We start from the raw sequence: 17781 nt of genomic DNA, 5'->3' as shown, positions 1-17781 counted from the left end.
AGATGGAGCCAAAACAAAAACGTATTCGGTATCCATAAAATCAGAATTACATCAAGACCAAATGGCTTTTCAAGAAACAGAATATTACAAAGAAAAAGCAAAACATCGATACAAGATAGAAGCCAAAAATAGCGAGTTAAAAAATGTACACGGTTATGATAGAGCGATATCATACGGTATTACCAATATGCAAATGCAAGGTGCAATAGCAATTTTTACAGTCAACTTAAAAAGAATACTCAAATTAATGTAGAAAATGTAATCTACACATGCATTTTGCCAAATGAACCTGTATAAGTCAAAAACCAACTCATATAACCTACAATAAAAAACAGTTACAAAAATAAAAACGCTTATAACAGATGTTTGAAATCCTGTTACAAGCGTTTTTTATTATCTAAAAAAGGATGCTAATCAAAATAAGCGATGTTTTTCAGTGACCTCGCCACAGCAGTCTGGTTTTTTTATGGAATAAACCGAAAAGATTATTTTCTTTTCATTACTCTTTCTACTGCTTCAATAATAGCTTGATCGTTCAGTTTGTATTTTTCCATTAATTGTTCTGGAGTTCCTGATTCACCAAAACTGTCATTTACAGCAACAAATTCTTGTGGAGCAGGACTGTTTAAAGTCAATACTCTCGAGATGCTTTCGCCAAGACCACCTAAAATGTTATGCTCTTCGGCAGTTACAATACATTTTGTTTTTGCCAATGATTTTAAAATCGCTTCTTCGTCTAATGGTTTTATGGTGTGAATGTTGATTACCTCAGCAGAGATTCCTTTTTCTTCTAACGCTTCTGCAGCTTGCAACGCTTCCCAAACTAAATGTCCTGTAGCTACAATAGTAACATCAGATCCTTCTGTGAGGGTGATGGCTTTACCAATTACGAATGGTTCATCAGCTGGCATAAAGTTAGGTACAACCGGACGGCCAAAACGCAAATAAGCCGGTCCGTTATGATCTGCAAGTGCTAAAGTAGCCGCTTTGGTTTGGTTGTAATCGCAAGTGTTAATTACTGTCATTCCTGGAAGCATTTTCATTAATCCGATATCTTCAAGGATTTGGTGTGTTGCACCGTCTTCTCCTAAAGTTAATCCAGCGTGAGAAGCACAAATTTTTACATTTTTCTCAGAGTATGCTACTGATTGACGAATTTGATCGTACACTCTTCCTGTAGAAAAGTTAGCAAACGTTCCAGTAAAAGGGATTTTTCCTCCTATAGTTAACCCTGCTGCAATTCCGATCATGTTCGCTTCTGCAATTCCAATTTGGAAAAAACGCTCTGGATGGTTTTTCTTAAAATCGTCAAATTTTAGAGAACCTATTAAATCGGCACAAAGTGCCACTACATTTTCATTTTTTTGACCTAGTTCAGTCATTCCCGCTCCAAAACCCGAGCGAGTATCTTTACTTCCTGTATTTGTATATTTTTTCATTATCGTTTTTAAAATTGAAAGATTAAAAAATTGAAAGATTAAAAAAATCTGAACTATTTCGCCATTGCGAAGATCAGAAATTAGTACTTCATAATTTTAATACTTAATAATCTGAGTTATCTCCAGTATTAGAGTTTTGGCTCAATGCAGTAGCCAATTGATCGTTATTAGGTGCTTTACCATGCCATGCATGACTGTACATCATGAAATCGACACCGTTACCCATTTCTGTGTGCAACAAAACGCAAACTGGTTTTCCTTTTCCGGTTCTTGATTTAGCATCGTTCATACCAGCAATAATAGCTTCGATATCATTTCCTTTTTCGATTTCTAATACATCCCAGTCAAAAGCTTCAAATTTAGCACGGATACTTCCCATGGCTAAAACCTCGTCAGTAGTTCCATCAATTTGTTTTCCGTTCAAATCGATTGTTGCAATAAGATTATCTACTTTTTTGGCAGACGCGTACATGATGGCTTCCCAGTTTTGACCTTCTTGTAATTCACCATCACCGTGAAGTGTGTAGATGATTTTGTTGTCTCCATTTAATTTTTTAGCTTGAGCAGCACCAATCCCTACAGATAATCCTTGTCCAAGAGAACCAGATGCAATACGAACACCAGGAAGATGGTCGTGTGTAGTTGGGTGACCTTGTAACCTGGAATTGATCAAACGGAAAGTAGCTAATTCAGCAACGGGGAAATATCCGCTTCGTGCCAATACACTGTACAATACAGGTGAAATATGACCATTAGAAAGAAAGAAAAGATCTTCACCTATTCCGTCCATTTCAAAACCTTCTTTGCGATCCATTATGTTTTGATACAATACGACAAGAAATTCAGCACAACCTAAAGAACCACCTGGGTGTCCTGAGTTGACTGCGTGTACCATTCGAAGAATATCTCTTCTAACTTGGATTGTTAAATCCTTTAATTGTTGTGTGTTTGGTTTCATTTGTGTGTTAAATTAGACTCGGCAAATATAATCAGATATTTTGATTAATATAAGGTTCCATTTTTAGATTTATCATTAGTTATGAATGGTATCGTAGTTTTGTTGATCATAATTTTTTTAGTAGTACTGAGGTATTTAGTATCTTGCCACTATGTTTGACCAATTGTTTAAGAGTTTTCAAGAAAAAGTAACACTAACTCCCGCTGAAATGGAGTTGTGTAAATCGTTTTTTATTCCAAAAAAATTACGAAAAAAACAAGTCTTGCTTCAGGAAGGAGACGTGTGTATCTATAATGCTTTTGTTGAAAAAGGAATTCTTCGCTCTTATTTTTTGGATGAAAAAGGAAACGAACACACGGTACAATTTGCAATTGAAGGCTGGTGGATTACAGATTTGTCTAGTTTTCTTACCAATAGTCATTCCATTTATACCATTGAAGCCCTTGAGGATTCGGAGCTACTGTTGTTAACCACGGAGGCCAGAGAAGCCTTGATGGATCAAATCCCCATGTTTGAGCGGTACCAGCGCTTGCTTTTACAAAACGCGTACATTGCCAATCAAGCCAGAATCAATTCTACATTAACTGAAACTGCCGAAGAAAAGTTTATCAAATTAGGAAAAGCCTATCCCGGAATTGTACAACGTGTGCCGCAACACATGCTGGCTTCGTACCTTGGATTTACTGCTGAAACCCTTAGTAGAATTCGAAAACACTTGCGCGAAAAGGAATAAATAATTGATCTACATCAATAGAATTTCTTGCGCTACATCAAGGAGTACTACTTTTATACTGCCGTAAATTTGTACTGTAGATAAAAAACAATGTCACCAAGAAAAATAGTTGCAGTATTAGGCGTATCAGAAACCCATAGTGTTTTTGTGGCCAAGCAAATTGCCAAAACAAATGCTGTTTTACTGTTTGATAGTAATGCTTTGGTGTTGAATAGCGTTTTTTCTGAAATTAAGACAGCAAATCCCAATGCCAATGTAGAAAAGATGATTTGTCCCACTAACGCCAGTTGGGAGGCTGATATAATTGTACTTTCAAATGATTCGGTTATTGATGGTAATGGTATCAATAAAATCAGAAATGTAGCTACTGGAAAGTTGGTTCTTTTTTTTGAAAACGCTTTTAGTATTGATGTTGAAAGACATTCTTATGAGAGATTGCAAGCTTTGTTCCCATTTTCGAAAGTTGTGCATATTTGCGAATCAAAAGCTAATCCATGCGATTCTTTTGACATAAGCGGAAACAATCAGGAAGCCGTGCAGACTGTTTTGAAGCTACTCACAAGCATTGGATTGAAAACCAGTGCAAAAAAAAATAAACTAAATAAAAAAATCAAATGAGTAAATCAATTTTATTTCAGCCCTACACTTTAGGAAACAGTATTTTAAAAAACCGAATGGTGATGGCTCCTATGACACGAAGCCGTTCAAATAACGAAGGAAACGTTCCAACAACACTTACGGCAGAATATTATGCACAAAGAGCAACAGCAGGTTTAATAGTCTCTGAGGGAACCTTTGTGAGCACCAAAGCAGTAGGTTTTATAAATGTACCAGGGATTTACAGTGAAGCGCAAACCGAAGGGTGGAAGCTGGTTACAAAAGCCGTGCACGAAAAAGGCGGAACGATATTTGCACAATTGTGGCATACAGGTCGCATGTCGCACCCAGATTTGCATAATGGTGAATTGCCGCATGCACCATCGGCATTGAATCCTTTTGCAAAAGCATATACAAAAGATGGTTTTCAAGATACCGTAGTGCCAAAAGAAATGACAATTGAAGACATCAAACAAACTGTTTTAGATTTCAAAAATGGAGCTAAAAATGCAATTGCTGCAGGATTTGATGGCGTTGAATTGCATGCTGCCAACGGGTATTTGTTGCAACAGTTTTTTAATGGTTATTCCAACCATCGTTCGGATGAATACGGAGGTTCAATTGAAAATAAATCTCGAATCCTTTTTGAGATTCTAGATGCTTTGAAAGAAGTTATTGATTATTCAAAAGTAGGAGTGCGTTTGAATCCTTCGTTGCATAATGCGCAAGGGATGATGCTTGATGAAGAAACAATTCCTACCTACGAATACATTATCACAAAGCTGAATGATTACGGATTAGCGTATATTCATTTAACGGAGCCTTTTACAGATGTATCTGAAGTGCCTTTTGCAGTAACTCAAGTAGCCAAACACTTCAGACCGTTTTACAAAGGAACTTTGATTATTAACAAAGGTTTCAATAAGGAAACAGGAATTAAAGTGTTGGAAGATGGTGATGCTGATTTGGTTGCTTATGGCGTTCCTTTTATTGCAAATCCTGATTTGGTAGCACGTTATGAAACCGATGCGCCTTTGAACACGCCAGATCCAACTACATTTTACATCGATACAGTAAAAGGATATACTGATTATCCAGCTTTGAATGACTAAGTCTTTTGATTATTGAAAATTTGATTGAAACGTTTCAATATAGTACAATAAAGCCCGCAAGTAGCGGGCTTTTTTCGTTGTATAATTTCATTTGAAAATAATTATTACTCAGCTTGTGCTTGTAAAAAATTTACATCCAGCCAAGAACCGCCGTTATAACATTCAATTCCGTGTGCAGTAAGGAAAACTTGTGCTTGACCGCTTCTGTTACCAGAGGCACAAAATAAAATTAAAGGTGTTTTGAGTTCTTGAATTTCCTGTATTCTGTGTGGTATTTCTTGAAGCGGGATATTTAAAGATCCAGCAACATGACCTCCAGTAAATTCTACATAAGAGCGCACATCAATTAAGGTTCCTCTTTTTTCTTTTATAATTTGAGCTATTTTCATTGGGATTATCTTTGTTTCGAATCTAAAATTTATTGGCACAAAAATAAAAATAAAGCTTTATAGGTAACATTTTATTCAGAAAGAAAAGTAGCGTTTGAATATTTTTATATCGAACTAAAGATGATGATTCAGCTGCTATTTTTTTCGGTGACATAAGACCAAGCTTTTGCAGGTTCATCGTATTTTTCTACAGCATTCAAAAATATACTTGTTTAAAACCAGGATATGCTCGAAGACTATTAGTAGACCATAAGACTTTGTTAAATGCAACTTTATTAAAAGTAGAAGGACTATCTTTATAAGAATACTAAAAATCAGTAAAGTACAGCTGAAACAAAAGGTGTTATAACTAAAATAAACAATCATGTCACAGAACAGTAAAAAGCAATTTGGAGTTTGGATGGATTCCCATCACGCTACCATTGTAGGAAGAGAAAATGTAGATTCCGGAGATTTTTTGGTACTAGGTCATGAAACCGTTGACGGACAAGGCTACAATACCAGTGAAAATGCTGCTAACAATGCCGAGAGAGATCAGTTGCGAAAACTATTTAAAAGCATTACCGCTCACATGCAAAACGTAGATGAATTGCACGTAACAGGAACAGGCACTGCTCAGGAGCAATTCATAAATTTTTTGAATGAAACTCCTCAGTATAAAAATGTAGTAGCTACTGAAAGTACTTCGAATAAAATGACAGATCAAAGTTTGGTTGAGTACGTGACAACGCAGTTCAATTAATTCAAAAGCTTCTTAAAAACGGTTCGTATGCTTGATATGGACCGTTTTTTTTGGATTTTAATCTACCGAAAGGGAAAATGATTCTGAATTTAAAGCCCTAATTTTAGAGACTTGGTAATGGATACGATTTTTTTAAATAGTATATTCGTAAAAAAAATACATGATGCGTTTATTTAAAATTCCTAGTGTTTTAATATCAGTTTTTCTGATAACGAGTTGTGCCTCCATAAAGACTTCTAATATTGTTTATCAACCCACTACGGTTGAAAATGCGAGCGGTGCTCCTAAGCTAAACATTTTTGTTCCTCGAAAAGTAAATAAAGCTGGAGCTAAAGTTTTGATTTTTGTGCATGGTGGAAACTGGAATAGCGGGCGTAAGGAAACTTATACTTTATTAGGTCGCAATTTTGCTCGAAGGGGAATTATCACTTTTATACCAGACTATAGCTTGAGTCCTGCGGTTAATTATGATGTTATGGCGCAACAAATTGCAACTGTTATTGAATGGACTAAAAAGAATATTGGTCAATATAACGGCAATGCGAACCAAATTTTTATAACCGGACACTCAGCAGGCGGGCATCTTGGTGCATTGGCCGTAATGAACCCAAAATATGGTGTGCAACCTACGAGTGTTGCTGGAATCATTTTAAACGACGCGGCTGGACTTGATATGAAAAACTATCTCGAAAAATATCCTCCTACGAATCAAGACAATTATTTGGCAACATGGACTTCCGATCCTGAACAATGGAAAGCAGCTTCGCCAATTTACTATGTCAATGCTCAAACGCCACCAGTTTTATTATATGTTGGTACAAAAACATATCCCTCTATTATTGAGGGAAGCCAACGCTTTGAGAAAGCTATCAAAGCTTTTCAACCTGAGGTAAAAACCATTCGTTTGAACAAAAAGCACGTTCCTATGGTGGTGCAATTTTTTAAACCTTGGAGTGCTAGATTTGATGAAATAATTGGTTTTATGAATGACAATTCAAAATAGCGTTTTCAACATAGTTTGATAAATGCTCCTTGTGGTATTGGTGTGTCATTTTCATACTGATTTGCTTTTAGGAAATCCATTTTCCAAATGTTTCACTTACTTTTTCTTTGGTAATTGGTTTGGGTATATAATTTACCAGTCTTATTTCAAGATATTTATCTTTGTCTCCAGACATCTTCTTTGAAGTTTGTGCAATTATTTTGGGTTTGGCGGTAGGTGCCATTTTGGCGGCCTTTTATCTAATTAGTTGAGGTTTCTAGTCTATTTTTTGGACTTAGTACCTGAAAGAATATCTTTAAGAATCACTTTCAAATACATGGAACGCAGATTTTAAATTGAATTTTTTCTTTACATAAAAAATTCAATCAAACTTCAACTTCCACATGTTGCATTTATTCATTAAAACTAAGAATATTGTAATAAAAAAAGGAATTTAATTTTATGTGAATTCTATTGTAAGTTACTCCATTTGAATCTCAATGATTCATCTTGCAAACTGAATACTTTTTTCGTATTTTTGCACTCCAATTAAAGGATTTATAAAATGTTAGATAGACTTCAAATAGTAAAACAACGTTTTGATGAGATTTCGGATTTGATCATTCAACCTGATGTAATATCAGATCAAAAACGTTATGTGCAATTGAATCAAGAGTACAAAAGCTTAAAAGCCCTTGCTGAGAAACGAGATGAATACGTTCTTATCATGGCAAACATAGAAGAAGCAAATGAAATTATAGCTGATAATAGTGATGCTGACATGACCGAAATGGCCAAAATGCAACTTGATGAAGCTAAAGAGCGTTTGCCACTACTTGAAGAGGAAATAAAATTCATGTTGATTCCTAAAGACCCAGAAGATGCAAAGAATGTTATGGTTGAAATTCGTGCCGGAACCGGTGGGGATGAGGCTAGTATTTTTGCAGGAGATTTATTCAGGATGTACACAAAATATTGCGAAAATCAAGGTTGGCGCACTTCAGTAGTAGATATGAATGAAGGAACATCTGGTGGTTTTAAAGAGGTAATTTTTGAAGTTACAGGTGAAGATGTTTACGGAACTTTAAAATTTGAGGCTGGTGTTCACCGAGTGCAAAGGGTACCACAAACAGAAACTCAAGGACGTGTACATACCTCTGCTGCTACAGTAATGGTTTTGCCAGAGGCTGAAGAATTTGATGTACAAATTGATATGAATGATGTACGTGTTGATTTCTTTTGTTCTTCAGGACCAGGTGGACAATCTGTAAATACTACAAAATCTGCAGTGCGATTAACGCATATCCCTACAGGATTAGTGGCTCAGTGTCAAGACCAAAAATCACAACACAAAAATAAAGATAAAGCTTTTGGCGTATTAAGATCTCGTTTATACGAACAAGAATTAGCTAAAAAACAAGCCGAAGATGCAACAAAACGTACTTCTCAGGTTAGTTCTGGAGATAGATCGGCTAAGATACGTACCTATAACTATGCCCAAGGACGTGTTACAGATCACCGTGTAGGATTAACACTTTATGATCTTGGAAATATTATGAATGGTGACATTCAAAAAATTGTTGATGAACTTGCATTAGTTAACAATATGGAGAAATTAAAAGAAGCTAGCGAGGTTTTTTAAAATAAAATCTATAAAAGTCAAAAAAGACCTTACTAATTTTAAGTAAGGTCTTTTTTTTTGAAAGAATAAATAGGGAATAAAACAGTACAGATTTAAAAGCTCAATTTAGTTTTTCTGGATAGGAATAATTTTTGAAAACTGATTTTCTATAGCTTTCGAATTTTTCTGAAGCAGAATCAATCTTACTTTCAAATTCAGTTGTTCCCTCGGAGCTATCGATTCTGAGATTCAATGCATTCAATTTTTGTTCAAAATCTTTTTCAATAGTGCTCCAGTTTTTTTGTGCATCTTCCGTTTTATATTTGGTTACCGAATCAATAAAACGGATAAAATCGTTAGTAGCAATTTCAATTTTTTTTTCACTTTCAGTTTGACACGAAATACTAATTATTAAGATAACTAATAGGTATAAGTGTTTTTTAAAATTTCTCATTGTGGTATTGTTAAATCGTAATTTTATGTTACCTCACGGTGCAAAATAATGTATTATTTATAGAGGGTAGGTAGTGTTTTTTTATTGTATCAATGTTTTAGTTCTTTTATATAACATTGTAGTTTAAATAAAAGAATCACACTGCTTTACAACAGTGTGACTCTATCTGGAAATTAAATTTATTTGACTCTGTTTATTTCAACTAAGTGATCAAAATTTGGCTTTTCATCATTATTATTTTGTAGCAATCCATCCCATACATTTTGAGTTTCGGGTTTTAAGGACTCCATGGTTTGTGTTAATTTTTCCTCCAATTGGCTGGAAGAATCGGTAATCAAATTTTTGAGATCACTTCCTTTTTCTGCTATTTTTTTTCTGGTTTCGCTTCCTTTTGCAGGTGCAAATAATACACCTAATACGGTTCCAACAGCTAATCCAGCTAGTATTCCTAATGCTACGTCACTATTTTTCATGATGGTATTTTTTTTAATTTATATTATCCTTTAATAACTTGTAATAATATTGCGATCACAGTAATACTCAATAAAAAATGAATCATACTGCCTATATTATATACGAAAAAACCTAAAGTCCATAGTACCACAAATAATAGGGCAACTATAGATAAGACCTTTTCAGGATCGTTTTTTTTATTAATTGCTTATTTGTAGGCTCTTAATATTTGCAAAGATGCAACCTCTTGTTTCAAATGGTGTTACATTACTTTATAGAATTGTTATAGAATTTTAATGTCTAATACTTAAAAACAGTGTAATTATATAATATGAGATATAAAAGAGAGGTAGGAGAATTTTATTTTAGAATCAAACAATAACAAAAATGGGATGGCATAAAAAAAGGTCGTTTCCTAAAAAGCGACCTTATTTTACATTATTTTTAGACTTTGGTTATGATAAAATAGGAAAATAGAGCGTAAAGGTAGCTCCTTCATTTAAAGTTGCATTTGCGGTAATGAAACCCTGATGGTTTTCAATAATTTTTTTACAGATTGCTAAACCAATTCCTGTTCCAGCATATTCATTTTTATTATGTAACCTGTTAAAGAGTATGAAAATTTTATTAGCATATTCTTGTTCAAAACCTATTCCGTTATCATGAATTTTTATTTTATAATACCAATCTGTTCCCGTTACGGTATCAGGAAGATTTTCTTCATTCTCTACAGTACAAGTAGTAGCGGTTATTTTTATTTCAACGGCAGTGTTTTCTTTACTATATTTTAGAGAATTGCCAATGAGATTAGTGAATAATTGTTGTATTTGAAAAGGAATAGCATCAAATACAGGTAGTTCTTCGCTTGTTATGTTAGCTTTTTTTTCTTCTATAGTTGGTGCTAGCTCTTGTAAAACATGAGAAAGGACTGTATTTAAATCTGTTTTTTCAAATATTTTTTCGGCCTTATTTGTTCTAGAAAACTGTAATAAGTCATCTATAAGAACACGCATTCTCTTTGCAGACGACTGTATACTAGTTACATATTGTTGCCCTGACAGCGATAAATTTTGATAATCTTTACTTACTAATCGAGATAAAAAGGTTTCTATTTTTCGTAACGGTTCTTGTAAATCATGACTAGCAATGTAATTAAAAGCCATAAGTTCTTTGTTATTACTTTCTAAATCTCTGTTGCGTTGCTCCATCAATTGTTTGGCTTGAACTTCACTGGTAACATCACTAGTAGTTCCTATTTGAGTTCGTTCGCCAGATGATACGGTAACAACCCTAGCTAATGCTCTAAAATATCTAATTTGGCCATCTTTTCTAATAATCCTATACGTAAATGGAGGTAGATCAACTTCAGATTGAACATTAACAGAGTTGTCTTTAACATGTTGTAAATCATCGGGATGAATGAATTGAAAAAAGGCCTCGGCACTTGCGGTAAATGATTGCGGTTCGCAGCCCAATAAACGATATTCATTATCCGAAAAAGTAAAAGTTTCTGTTTCAAGGTTAAATTGCCAGCTACCAAAATCACCTACAATTTCAGCTAAATTACTAGCTTCATTAGCAACCGTTAATGTATTGATTGTTTTTTTTAACAGAACTAGATCCCCATTCATTTTTAAAAAAGCAAAGGTAATTAACACAAGAGTTATAATAAGGGTTAAATAAATTAACAAAGGGGTATAATTCATGGTCGAAATATACTCTTGTTGCCTGTTGATTAACAATATTTTTTCAGTAATCATCATGTCTTCTATTTTGGAGCGAATAGAATCCATAGTTTTCCTACCAATGCTTAAATTTTTTGCAAGTTCATTTTTGTTATAATTTTTATCTTTTGTCAAATAAATTGATTTAGATAAATAATTCTGCCTTTTATTGATGTAGAAAAGAAGTTTTTTAAGGTTTGCTTGTTGTGTTCTGCTATTTTGGGTTAGTTGAGATATTTTATTGAAGGATTTTTTGACTAATATTTTTGACTTTAAATACGGCTCTAAGAAATTTTTATCTTTAGTAAGTAAAAAGCCTCTTTGTCCTGTTTCAGCATCTTTTACAAATGAAACTAAACGTTCTAGTTCAGTATTTACCTCGTGGCTTTTACTTACAAAGTCAGATGATTTTTTTAAAACGGTTATGTGTTTAAAAGTAATTCCTCCTATAAAGAATATGATTGCAATTGAAATAATAAAAATTATTTTGAGGAAAAGAGGCGATTTATGAAACTGTAAAAACATCATACTACATTCTCATTAAAAAATTATCTTTATTTAAACCCGAAGTATGGTACTGCCAGTTAAGAGTGACCACCTCTGATAATATTTTTTTTAGGTGTTCAAAATCATTTGGTTTTTTGATGTAAATATTTGCCCCATTTACAAAGGTCTTTTCAATGTCTTCCTCTGAGGATGACGTTGAATATATGGCAACAGCTATATCGTTGAATTTTTCTTCTTTTTTTATTTCTAGCAAACATTCTTGTCCATTTTTTTTGGGCATGTTCAAATCAAGAAACAAAACATTAGGTAATATAGAATCGGGATGGTTTAAAAAATTCATCAACTCAACCCCATCGTTAAAGGTGTTAACTTTAGTGTTAATTTTTAATTCATCAAAAGCATCTGTAAAAAATAATCTATCGTCCTCATCATCATCAGCAAGGCAAATATTTATAAAATCGGTGTTCATGTTAACGTTTATTTAGTTATTCTTTTGGGCTACTTCTCTTCGTTTTTGAATAATTTTTTGAAATGCCGATGGAGTCATTCCAGTTGTATGCTTGAATTGTGTGCTTAAATGAGCTACACTTGAATAGTTTAGTTGTATGGAAATTTCGGTTAAATTTAGTGGCGTATTAATCATTAGTTGCTTAGCTAACTCAATCTTTTGAATAATGATAAAGTTTTCAATAGAGGTGTAAGTTACCTCAGAAAAAACATTCGATAAATAAGCATAACTCAAATTTAATTTATCAGCAATATAAACCGAGCTTTTAATATTTAAAGGCTTGTCTGTATGAACCATTTCTACTATAGTATCTTTTATCTTTTGTACTAGTACACTTTTTTGATTTTCTACAATATCAATACCGTATTCCTTGAAAATGGCATTAAGTTCTTCTATTTTTGCCGAAGGAACTTTTTCTAAAAAATTAAATTCTCCAAAACCTACGATGTTGAATTTGAAGCCTAAATCAGTGAGTTTTTCTTGAATGATTTTCTTTGTTAATTGTGTGTAATCAAACTTCAAATGTATTTTCATAAACGGTCAATTTATAGTAAAGATATGAAAAGCAACATTTGTTTTTATAATCCGAGGGTTTTACGATTTTTTCATTGTTAATTTTTTTAAATTCATTTATTTTATTTTTAATCTTTTGTATGGTCTAATCCATTGTTTTTTAATTTATTGTAATAACTTTTAAAGATGAATGTCTTCTGTTTTAATTTTATTTTTTGAGTAAACAGTAGTTAAATTTGGTTTTTATTTTGTAAGATATAAGCTTATTATACTGTGACAGTAGCACAGTTATTAATGTTTTTAGATTTTTTCCCCGTTTTACACATATCAAATAAGGGGCTTTAAATAGTAATTTGAGTTTTGTTTTAGCGGTATACTTGCAACTTTTTTGAGAAATTGTTCATTCATTGAACCGCAATCTACATAGTACATTCAAAAATTTTAAATGTATTTTTTATTAGAAGGTATGGCATTATTTTATGGATATGTTTGTAATTTTGCCACACAACTACAACCATATGACAACACAACAGTTAATTGATCAAATTAGAATAAAAAAATCATTCCTTTGCGTAGGACTTGATGTAGATTTAGATAAAATTCCAAAACATTTACTTACTCTTGAAGATCCTATTTTTGAGTTCAACAAAGCCATTATTGATGCAACTCATGATTTAGTAGTGTCTTATAAGCCAAATACAGCTTTTTATGAGGCTTATGGTTTAAAGGGTTGGACTTCATTACAAAAAACGATTGAATACATCAATGAAAATTATCCCGATATTTTTACAATTGCCGATGCAAAACGTGGCGATATAGGAAACACCTCTTCTATGTATGCCAAGGCTTTCTTTCAAGACTTAAAATTTGATAGTGTAACCGTTGCGCCGTATATGGGGAAAGATTCTGTAGAACCTTTTCTAGCTTTTGAGAATAAGCATACTATAATGTTAGCACTTACTTCAAATGAGGGAGCATTTGATTTTCAAACCTTACAAACAAACCAGCAAGAATTGTACAAGCAGGTACTGGAAACTTCAAAAACTTGGAAAAACAGTTCTAATTTAATGTATGTGGTAGGCGCTACTAAAGCCGAATATTTTACTGAAGTTAGAAAGATTGTGCCGGATAGTTTTTTACTCGTTCCTGGAGTTGGTGCGCAGGGCGGAAGCTTATCAGAGGTATGCAAATACGGAATGAATGACTCCATTGGACTACTCATTAACTCTTCTCGAGGGATTATTTATGCTTCAAACGGAACTGATTTTGCCCTAAAAGCACGCGAAGAAGCTTTAAAAATGCAACAAGAGATGAATGAAATTCTTGATGTAACGTTTTAAAGATCAATTTTATCGGCTTTTTATTTCATTTCATTTACGAAACTATTCATGAAAACATACATTGACCAACTTGGTCGTTCCCATACGTTTGAGTCAGCTCCAAAACGCATTGTTTCACTAGTTCCATCACAAACAGAGTTGTTGTATGATCTGGGACTCGAGGAGAAAATTGTCGGTATTACAAAGTTTTGTGTGCATCCCTATCATTTCAAATCGACTAAGAAAACAGTAGGAGGTACTAAAAAAGTGCATTATGAAAAAATCCGATTGCTGGAACCAGATATTATCATTTGCAATAAAGAGGAAAACACTCAGGAAATAGTTGCCGAATTGCAAAAAATTGCTCCCGTTTGGGTGACAGATATCATTACCATTGAAGACAATATCCAAATGATTAAAGATTTTGGACAGCTGTTTAACTGCCGTACCGAATCTCAAAAATGGAGTGACAAGTTGACTTTTGCCTGGAGCGATTTTAAAAAATTCATAGCTGATAAACCTGTTTTAAAAGTTGCCTATTTTATTTGGAAAAACCCGTATATGGTAGCTGGTTCAGGGACTTTTATTGATGAATTATTACAATTAAATCACTTTGAAAATATATACGCAAATAAAGAGCGATACCCCGAAGTGGATATTACAAAAATACGTTCTGAGGGTGATCCTCAACTTGTTTTTCTGTCATCAGAGCCGTTTCCTTTTACAGAGGAGCATGCTTTTGAAATAGGAATTCACACCCATCACGGCAAAACAATTTTTGTGGATGGCGAAATGTTTTCTTGGCATGGGAGCAGATTAGTTAAAGCTTTTGATTATTTCAAAAAAATCCATAATTCAATAGCAACAGTATAGGCATTAGCTCAATATTGATTTTTTCTGAGCAATATTAATCAGGTTAGAAGCAAACAGTGTTGAAATTTTAAATTAAAGTTCTATTTTTACAAAAAAAAATACGTGATCAATTACACCATTTACGAGAATAAAAATACTGATCAGTGGGTTACTTTTGTCCACGGAGCAGGAGGAAGTTCGTCTATTTGGTTCAAACAAATTCGAGATTTTAAAAAACAATACAACGTTTTGCTACTCGATTTGCGAGGTCATGGTGAGTCAAAAACGACTCTAAAAAGCGCTTTCAAACAAAAATATACTTTTTCGGCTTTGGCCAATGATATTCTCGAAGTCTTAGATCATTTGCACATTAAAAAATCTCATTTTGTAGGCATTTCATTGGGAACAATTTTAATCAGGCAATTGGCTGAAATGTATCCAGAACGGGTACAAAGCATGATTTTGGGTGGTGCCATTCTCAAAATGAATTTTCGCTCGCAAGTATTAATGCGCTTGGGAAATATGTTTAAATATGTGTTGCCTTATTTGGTTTTATACAAGTTCTTTGCATTTGTAATCATGCCAAAGAAAAGTCACAAACAATCTCGCTTACTGTTCATCAACGAAGCTAAAAAGTTGTACCAAAAAGAATTCATTAAATGGTTCAAGCTTACAGCCGAAATCAATCCGGTTCTTAAATGGTTTCGTCAAGTTGAATTGAATATCCCTACTTTATATGTAATGGGTGAGGAGGATTATATGTTTTTACCATCAGTTCGTAAAGTGGTAGAGAGTCATTACAAATCTTCAAAACTTTTTGTGGTTGAAAATTCAGGTCATGTGGTCAACGTGGAGCAACCTAATATTTTTAATGAAGCTGTTCTTTCTTTCCTAAAAAATAAGAGGTAAAAAAAATGCCCGTACAAGCGTACGAGCAATTCTTTAACTAACCAAAACCAAAATAATAAATAACCAGTTTATTACACTACAAAGGTCGTGAAGAACTCAACGTTTCGTTGTTAAGATTTTGTTATTAGTTTGTTGGACTTTAGTTAAGATTTTGGCAATCCAAAATTGTGATTTATTAAAATATAAAAATTTGAAAATCAGCATTTTATTTCTTTTTTTATAAAAACACAATCGTCTTGTTATTATATACCATTGTTTTGTGTTCGGCGTGTAATTTTATGGCTCTTGCCAATACCGTTCGTTCTAAATCGCGCCCTTTCATGATATAATCATCAATAGAGTGACTGTGAGAAACTCGCGTTATATCTTGTTCTATAATAGGTCCTTCGTCTAATTCTTCGGTTACATAATGACTTGTAGCGCCAATGATTTTTACACCTCGTTTAAAAGCGGAGTGATACGGTTTAGCTCCCGGAAAAGCAGGTAAAAAAGAATGATGAATGTTGATGATCCGATTTTTAAATTGTGCAATAAGATTTGGAGTAATAATTTGCATGTAGCGAGCCAAAACAATAAAATCAATTTGGTTTTGAAGGAGTAATTCCAATTGTTGTTTTTCGCCTATATCTTTTATTTCTTTCGTAAAAGGAACATGATAAAAAGGAATTCCAAATTGATGCGCTACTGCTTCTAAATCGTTATGATTACTAATAATTATTGCAATTTCAAGAGGTAATTCGCCCGCTCGATAACGCCCCAGAATATCATACAAGCAATGGTCGTATTTAGATACAAACAAAGCCATTTTAGGTTTGTCAGTCTGCAGGTGCATTTCCCATGACATTTGGAACGGTGTAGCTATAACAGTTTGAAAATCATCTTTTATAGCTTCTAGATTCCAATTTTCAGCTTTGAATTCACATTCAATACGCATAAAAAAAACATCTTCATCAGCATCTACATGCTGGTCTAAATAAACGATATTCCCATCAATGGCGGCAATATAGTTAGTAACTGAGGCAATAATTGCTTTTTGATCTGGGCAGTGAATTAATATTGTAATTTTTTGCATGCTTTTTTCTTTTTAGGCCTTGAAATAGTTGAAGGCTATTATTTCAAAACTAATAGTATTTGTTGGTATAAAAAAATAGGATTTGGCTGTTTCTGTGATATAAAACAGCCACGTTTTTTATTTATTGTCTTGCATAGCAAAAACTTTTTGGAGTAATAAAGATGTTCTGGAGCTCAAATTAGTTCTAATATTCTTTTCCTCTACGGCAACCATTTTAAAAACACCCGTAAGCGCTTGCTTAGTCACATAATCCGTCAAGTCAGGATTTACCTTTTTCACAAGCGGAATGCTGTTGTATTTGGTAATTATATTGGCCCAAACTTTATCGGCACCTACTTTTGTAAACGAGTTTTTAATTACGGGATTAAATTTTCCGTACAATGCCGTTGAAGTACTGTTTTGTAAATACGATGTTGCTGCATTTTGATTGCCTAACAAAATAGTTTTGGCATCCGTAATGGTCATATTTCTTACGGCGTCTACAAATATAGGTGTGGCCTCTTTTACAGCATCTTCGGCAGCGCGATTCAATACTTTTAAACCTTCGTCAGCAAGGGAACTGAGTCCTATTTTGCGCAAACTAGTATCTACTTTTCGCAATTCCTCTGGCAATAAAATTTTTACAGCCTCATTGCGATAAAAACCATCAGTAGCCGTTAGTTTTGTAACTTGTTTCGAAATTCCGTTGTTTAATGCTTCCTTTAAACCTCCAGCAATATCAATGCCTCCAATGCCTTGCGTTTGCGGAAATTGATTCATTACTTGTTGCATTTCGGCACAACTAGAAAGGGAAATCGCCGCGATCAGTACTACAATCTTTTTCATCTTAAATAGGGTATTTGTTATTGCGCCATTTGGCATTTGTAAAACTACGACTTATTCAAAAATAAAGCCAAA

Annotated in this window: 22 protein-coding genes; 10 read left to right on the top strand and 12 right to left on the bottom strand. The window is 33.6% G+C overall.

Annotated elements, in window-relative coordinates; translation table 11 throughout:
• Positions 1-253 (top strand): transposase (locus FJV36_RS12480; protein ID WP_199250854.1); only part of this gene is annotated, 253 nt, incomplete at its 5' end.
• Positions 254-485: 232 nt separating this feature from the next.
• On the opposite strand, the gene FJV36_RS12475 is transcribed toward FJV36_RS12480, so the two are convergent.
• Both FJV36_RS12475 and FJV36_RS12470 read right to left on the bottom strand, forming a co-directional pair.
• Positions 486-1439 carry a transketolase family protein gene (locus FJV36_RS12475; protein WP_158728156.1) on the bottom strand — a complete coding sequence of 318 codons (954 nt, stop codon included), beginning with the start codon at positions 1437-1439 and terminating at the stop codon, positions 486-488.
• A 103-nt stretch (positions 1440-1542) separates the two neighbouring features.
• Positions 1543-2397, bottom strand: a complete 855-nt coding sequence (locus FJV36_RS12470) for a transketolase (RefSeq protein ID WP_158728155.1) — start codon at positions 2395-2397, stop codon at positions 1543-1545.
• 151 nt (positions 2398-2548) lie between these two features.
• On the opposite strand from FJV36_RS12470, the gene FJV36_RS12465 reads away from it, so the two are divergent.
• From FJV36_RS12465 to FJV36_RS12455, 3 genes are all read left to right on the top strand, one after another.
• Entirely contained in the window at positions 2549-3130 is a 582-nt protein-coding gene (locus FJV36_RS12465; protein ID WP_158728154.1) for a Crp/Fnr family transcriptional regulator, read from the top strand.
• 90 nt (positions 3131-3220) lie between these two features.
• Complete coding sequence (locus tag FJV36_RS12460; RefSeq protein WP_158728153.1) at positions 3221-3748, top strand: hypothetical protein; 528 nt, start codon at positions 3221-3223, stop codon at positions 3746-3748.
• Entirely contained in the window at positions 3745-4839 is a 1095-nt protein-coding gene (locus tag FJV36_RS12455) for an alkene reductase (protein WP_158728152.1), read from the top strand. The genes FJV36_RS12460 and FJV36_RS12455 overlap by 4 nt, the downstream gene beginning before the upstream one ends.
• Positions 4840-4943: 104 nt before the next feature.
• On the opposite strand, the gene FJV36_RS12450 is transcribed toward FJV36_RS12455, so the two are convergent.
• Positions 4944-5228 carry a rhodanese-like domain-containing protein gene (locus tag FJV36_RS12450; RefSeq protein WP_158728151.1) on the bottom strand — a complete coding sequence of 95 codons (285 nt, stop codon included), beginning with the start codon at positions 5226-5228 and terminating at the stop codon, positions 4944-4946.
• 364 nt (positions 5229-5592) lie between these two features.
• Between FJV36_RS12450 and FJV36_RS12445 the strand changes: the two genes are divergently transcribed.
• The gene (locus tag FJV36_RS12445) at positions 5593-5970 is read left to right on the top strand and encodes a hypothetical protein (protein WP_158728150.1); all 378 of its coding nucleotides are present in this window, start codon (positions 5593-5595) and stop codon (positions 5968-5970) included.
• A gap of 160 nt (positions 5971-6130) precedes the next feature.
• Positions 6131-6973, top strand: coding sequence for an alpha/beta hydrolase (locus tag FJV36_RS12440; RefSeq protein ID WP_347753130.1), 843 nt, complete (start codon positions 6131-6133; stop codon positions 6971-6973).
• Positions 6974-7040: 67 nt separating this feature from the next.
• On the opposite strand, the gene FJV36_RS12435 is transcribed toward FJV36_RS12440, so the two are convergent.
• On the bottom strand, positions 7041-7196 hold the full coding sequence (locus FJV36_RS12435) for a hypothetical protein (protein WP_158728149.1): 156 nt from the start codon (positions 7194-7196) through the stop codon (positions 7041-7043).
• Between the two features lie 321 nt (positions 7197-7517).
• Here FJV36_RS12435 and prfA point away from each other — a divergent pair, with 321 nt between their 5' ends.
• A complete protein-coding gene (prfA, locus tag FJV36_RS12430) occupies positions 7518-8594 on the top strand; it encodes a peptide chain release factor 1 (protein ID WP_158728148.1) in 1077 nt (358 codons plus the stop codon).
• Between the two features lie 100 nt (positions 8595-8694).
• Here the strand turns inward: prfA and FJV36_RS12425 are convergent, their stop codons facing one another.
• From FJV36_RS12425 to FJV36_RS12400, 6 genes are all read right to left on the bottom strand, one after another.
• The gene (locus tag FJV36_RS12425; RefSeq protein WP_158728147.1) at positions 8695-9027 is read right to left on the bottom strand and encodes a hypothetical protein; all 333 of its coding nucleotides are present in this window, start codon (positions 9025-9027) and stop codon (positions 8695-8697) included.
• A gap of 179 nt (positions 9028-9206) precedes the next feature.
• The gene (locus FJV36_RS12420; RefSeq protein ID WP_158728146.1) at positions 9207-9500 is read right to left on the bottom strand and encodes a YtxH domain-containing protein; all 294 of its coding nucleotides are present in this window, start codon (positions 9498-9500) and stop codon (positions 9207-9209) included.
• A gap of 23 nt (positions 9501-9523) precedes the next feature.
• Positions 9524-9649, bottom strand: coding sequence for a lmo0937 family membrane protein (locus FJV36_RS12415; RefSeq protein WP_255470394.1), 126 nt, complete (start codon positions 9647-9649; stop codon positions 9524-9526).
• Between the two features lie 286 nt (positions 9650-9935).
• The gene (locus tag FJV36_RS12410; protein WP_158728145.1) at positions 9936-11732 is read right to left on the bottom strand and encodes a CHASE3 domain-containing protein; all 1797 of its coding nucleotides are present in this window, start codon (positions 11730-11732) and stop codon (positions 9936-9938) included.
• Position 11733: 1 nt separating this feature from the next.
• Positions 11734-12180: a response regulator gene (locus FJV36_RS12405; RefSeq protein WP_158728144.1), complete on the bottom strand. Its 447-nt coding sequence runs from the start codon at positions 12178-12180 to the stop codon at positions 11734-11736.
• 12 nt (positions 12181-12192) lie between these two features.
• Entirely contained in the window at positions 12193-12753 is a 561-nt protein-coding gene (locus FJV36_RS12400) for an AraC family transcriptional regulator (RefSeq protein ID WP_158728143.1), read from the bottom strand.
• A gap of 497 nt (positions 12754-13250) precedes the next feature.
• On the opposite strand from FJV36_RS12400, the gene pyrF reads away from it, so the two are divergent.
• The 3 genes from pyrF (at position 13251) to FJV36_RS12385 (ending at position 15812) form a co-directional block, all read left to right on the top strand.
• Positions 13251-14072, top strand: a complete 822-nt coding sequence (pyrF, locus tag FJV36_RS12395) for an orotidine-5'-phosphate decarboxylase (RefSeq protein WP_158728142.1) — start codon at positions 13251-13253, stop codon at positions 14070-14072.
• Between the two features lie 48 nt (positions 14073-14120).
• A complete protein-coding gene (locus FJV36_RS12390) occupies positions 14121-14924 on the top strand; it encodes an ABC transporter substrate-binding protein (RefSeq protein WP_158728141.1) in 804 nt (267 codons plus the stop codon).
• Between the two features lie 102 nt (positions 14925-15026).
• Positions 15027-15812 carry an alpha/beta fold hydrolase gene (locus FJV36_RS12385; RefSeq protein ID WP_158728140.1) on the top strand — a complete coding sequence of 262 codons (786 nt, stop codon included), beginning with the start codon at positions 15027-15029 and terminating at the stop codon, positions 15810-15812.
• Between the two features lie 217 nt (positions 15813-16029).
• Here the strand turns inward: FJV36_RS12385 and purU are convergent, their stop codons facing one another.
• Positions 16030-16884, bottom strand: a complete 855-nt coding sequence (gene purU / locus FJV36_RS12380; RefSeq protein WP_158728139.1) for a formyltetrahydrofolate deformylase — start codon at positions 16882-16884, stop codon at positions 16030-16032.
• Positions 16885-17001: 117 nt separating this feature from the next.
• Positions 17002-17709: a DUF4197 domain-containing protein gene (locus FJV36_RS12375; RefSeq protein WP_158728138.1), complete on the bottom strand. Its 708-nt coding sequence runs from the start codon at positions 17707-17709 to the stop codon at positions 17002-17004.
• Between the last annotated feature and the right edge of the window lie 72 nt (positions 17710-17781).

The sequence above is a fragment of the Flavobacterium sp. I-STPP5a genome (assembly GCF_009764685.1).
In the GTDB taxonomy this organism is placed as follows: domain Bacteria; phylum Bacteroidota; class Bacteroidia; order Flavobacteriales; family Flavobacteriaceae; genus Flavobacterium.
The sequence above is the reverse complement of the archived record's forward strand: the minus strand, read 5'-3'. Positions and strand labels throughout refer to the sequence as shown.

What these genes read in the sequence shown, in the direction of transcription:
- FJV36_RS12475 (WP_158728156.1), bottom strand. Translation starts at nt 1,439, where the DNA reads ATGAAAAAATATACAAATACAGGAAGTAAAGATACTCGCTCGGGTTTT.
- FJV36_RS12470 (WP_158728155.1), bottom strand. Translation starts at nt 2,397, where the DNA reads ATGAAACCAAACACACAACAATTAAAGGATTTAACAATCCAAGTTAGA.
- FJV36_RS12465 (WP_158728154.1), top strand. Translation starts at nt 2,549, where the DNA reads ATGTTTGACCAATTGTTTAAGAGTTTTCAAGAAAAAGTAACACTAACT.
- FJV36_RS12460 (WP_158728153.1), top strand. Translation starts at nt 3,221, where the DNA reads ATGTCACCAAGAAAAATAGTTGCAGTATTAGGCGTATCAGAAACCCAT.
- FJV36_RS12455 (WP_158728152.1), top strand. Translation starts at nt 3,745, where the DNA reads ATGAGTAAATCAATTTTATTTCAGCCCTACACTTTAGGAAACAGTATT.
- FJV36_RS12450 (WP_158728151.1), bottom strand. Translation starts at nt 5,228, where the DNA reads ATGAAAATAGCTCAAATTATAAAAGAAAAAAGAGGAACCTTAATTGAT.
- FJV36_RS12445 (WP_158728150.1), top strand. Translation starts at nt 5,593, where the DNA reads ATGTCACAGAACAGTAAAAAGCAATTTGGAGTTTGGATGGATTCCCAT.
- FJV36_RS12440 (WP_347753130.1), top strand. Translation starts at nt 6,131, where the DNA reads ATGATGCGTTTATTTAAAATTCCTAGTGTTTTAATATCAGTTTTTCTG.
- FJV36_RS12435 (WP_158728149.1), bottom strand. Translation starts at nt 7,196, where the DNA reads ATGGCACCTACCGCCAAACCCAAAATAATTGCACAAACTTCAAAGAAG.
- prfA (WP_158728148.1), top strand. Translation starts at nt 7,518, where the DNA reads ATGTTAGATAGACTTCAAATAGTAAAACAACGTTTTGATGAGATTTCG.
- FJV36_RS12425 (WP_158728147.1), bottom strand. Translation starts at nt 9,027, where the DNA reads ATGAGAAATTTTAAAAAACACTTATACCTATTAGTTATCTTAATAATT.
- FJV36_RS12420 (WP_158728146.1), bottom strand. Translation starts at nt 9,500, where the DNA reads ATGAAAAATAGTGACGTAGCATTAGGAATACTAGCTGGATTAGCTGTT.
- FJV36_RS12410 (WP_158728145.1), bottom strand. Translation starts at nt 11,732, where the DNA reads ATGATGTTTTTACAGTTTCATAAATCGCCTCTTTTCCTCAAAATAATT.
- FJV36_RS12405 (WP_158728144.1), bottom strand. Translation starts at nt 12,180, where the DNA reads ATGAACACCGATTTTATAAATATTTGCCTTGCTGATGATGATGAGGAC.
- FJV36_RS12400 (WP_158728143.1), bottom strand. Translation starts at nt 12,753, where the DNA reads ATGAAAATACATTTGAAGTTTGATTACACACAATTAACAAAGAAAATC.
- pyrF (WP_158728142.1), top strand. Translation starts at nt 13,251, where the DNA reads ATGACAACACAACAGTTAATTGATCAAATTAGAATAAAAAAATCATTC.
- FJV36_RS12390 (WP_158728141.1), top strand. Translation starts at nt 14,121, where the DNA reads ATGAAAACATACATTGACCAACTTGGTCGTTCCCATACGTTTGAGTCA.
- purU (WP_158728139.1), bottom strand. Translation starts at nt 16,884, where the DNA reads ATGCAAAAAATTACAATATTAATTCACTGCCCAGATCAAAAAGCAATT.
- FJV36_RS12375 (WP_158728138.1), bottom strand. Translation starts at nt 17,709, where the DNA reads ATGAAAAAGATTGTAGTACTGATCGCGGCGATTTCCCTTTCTAGTTGT.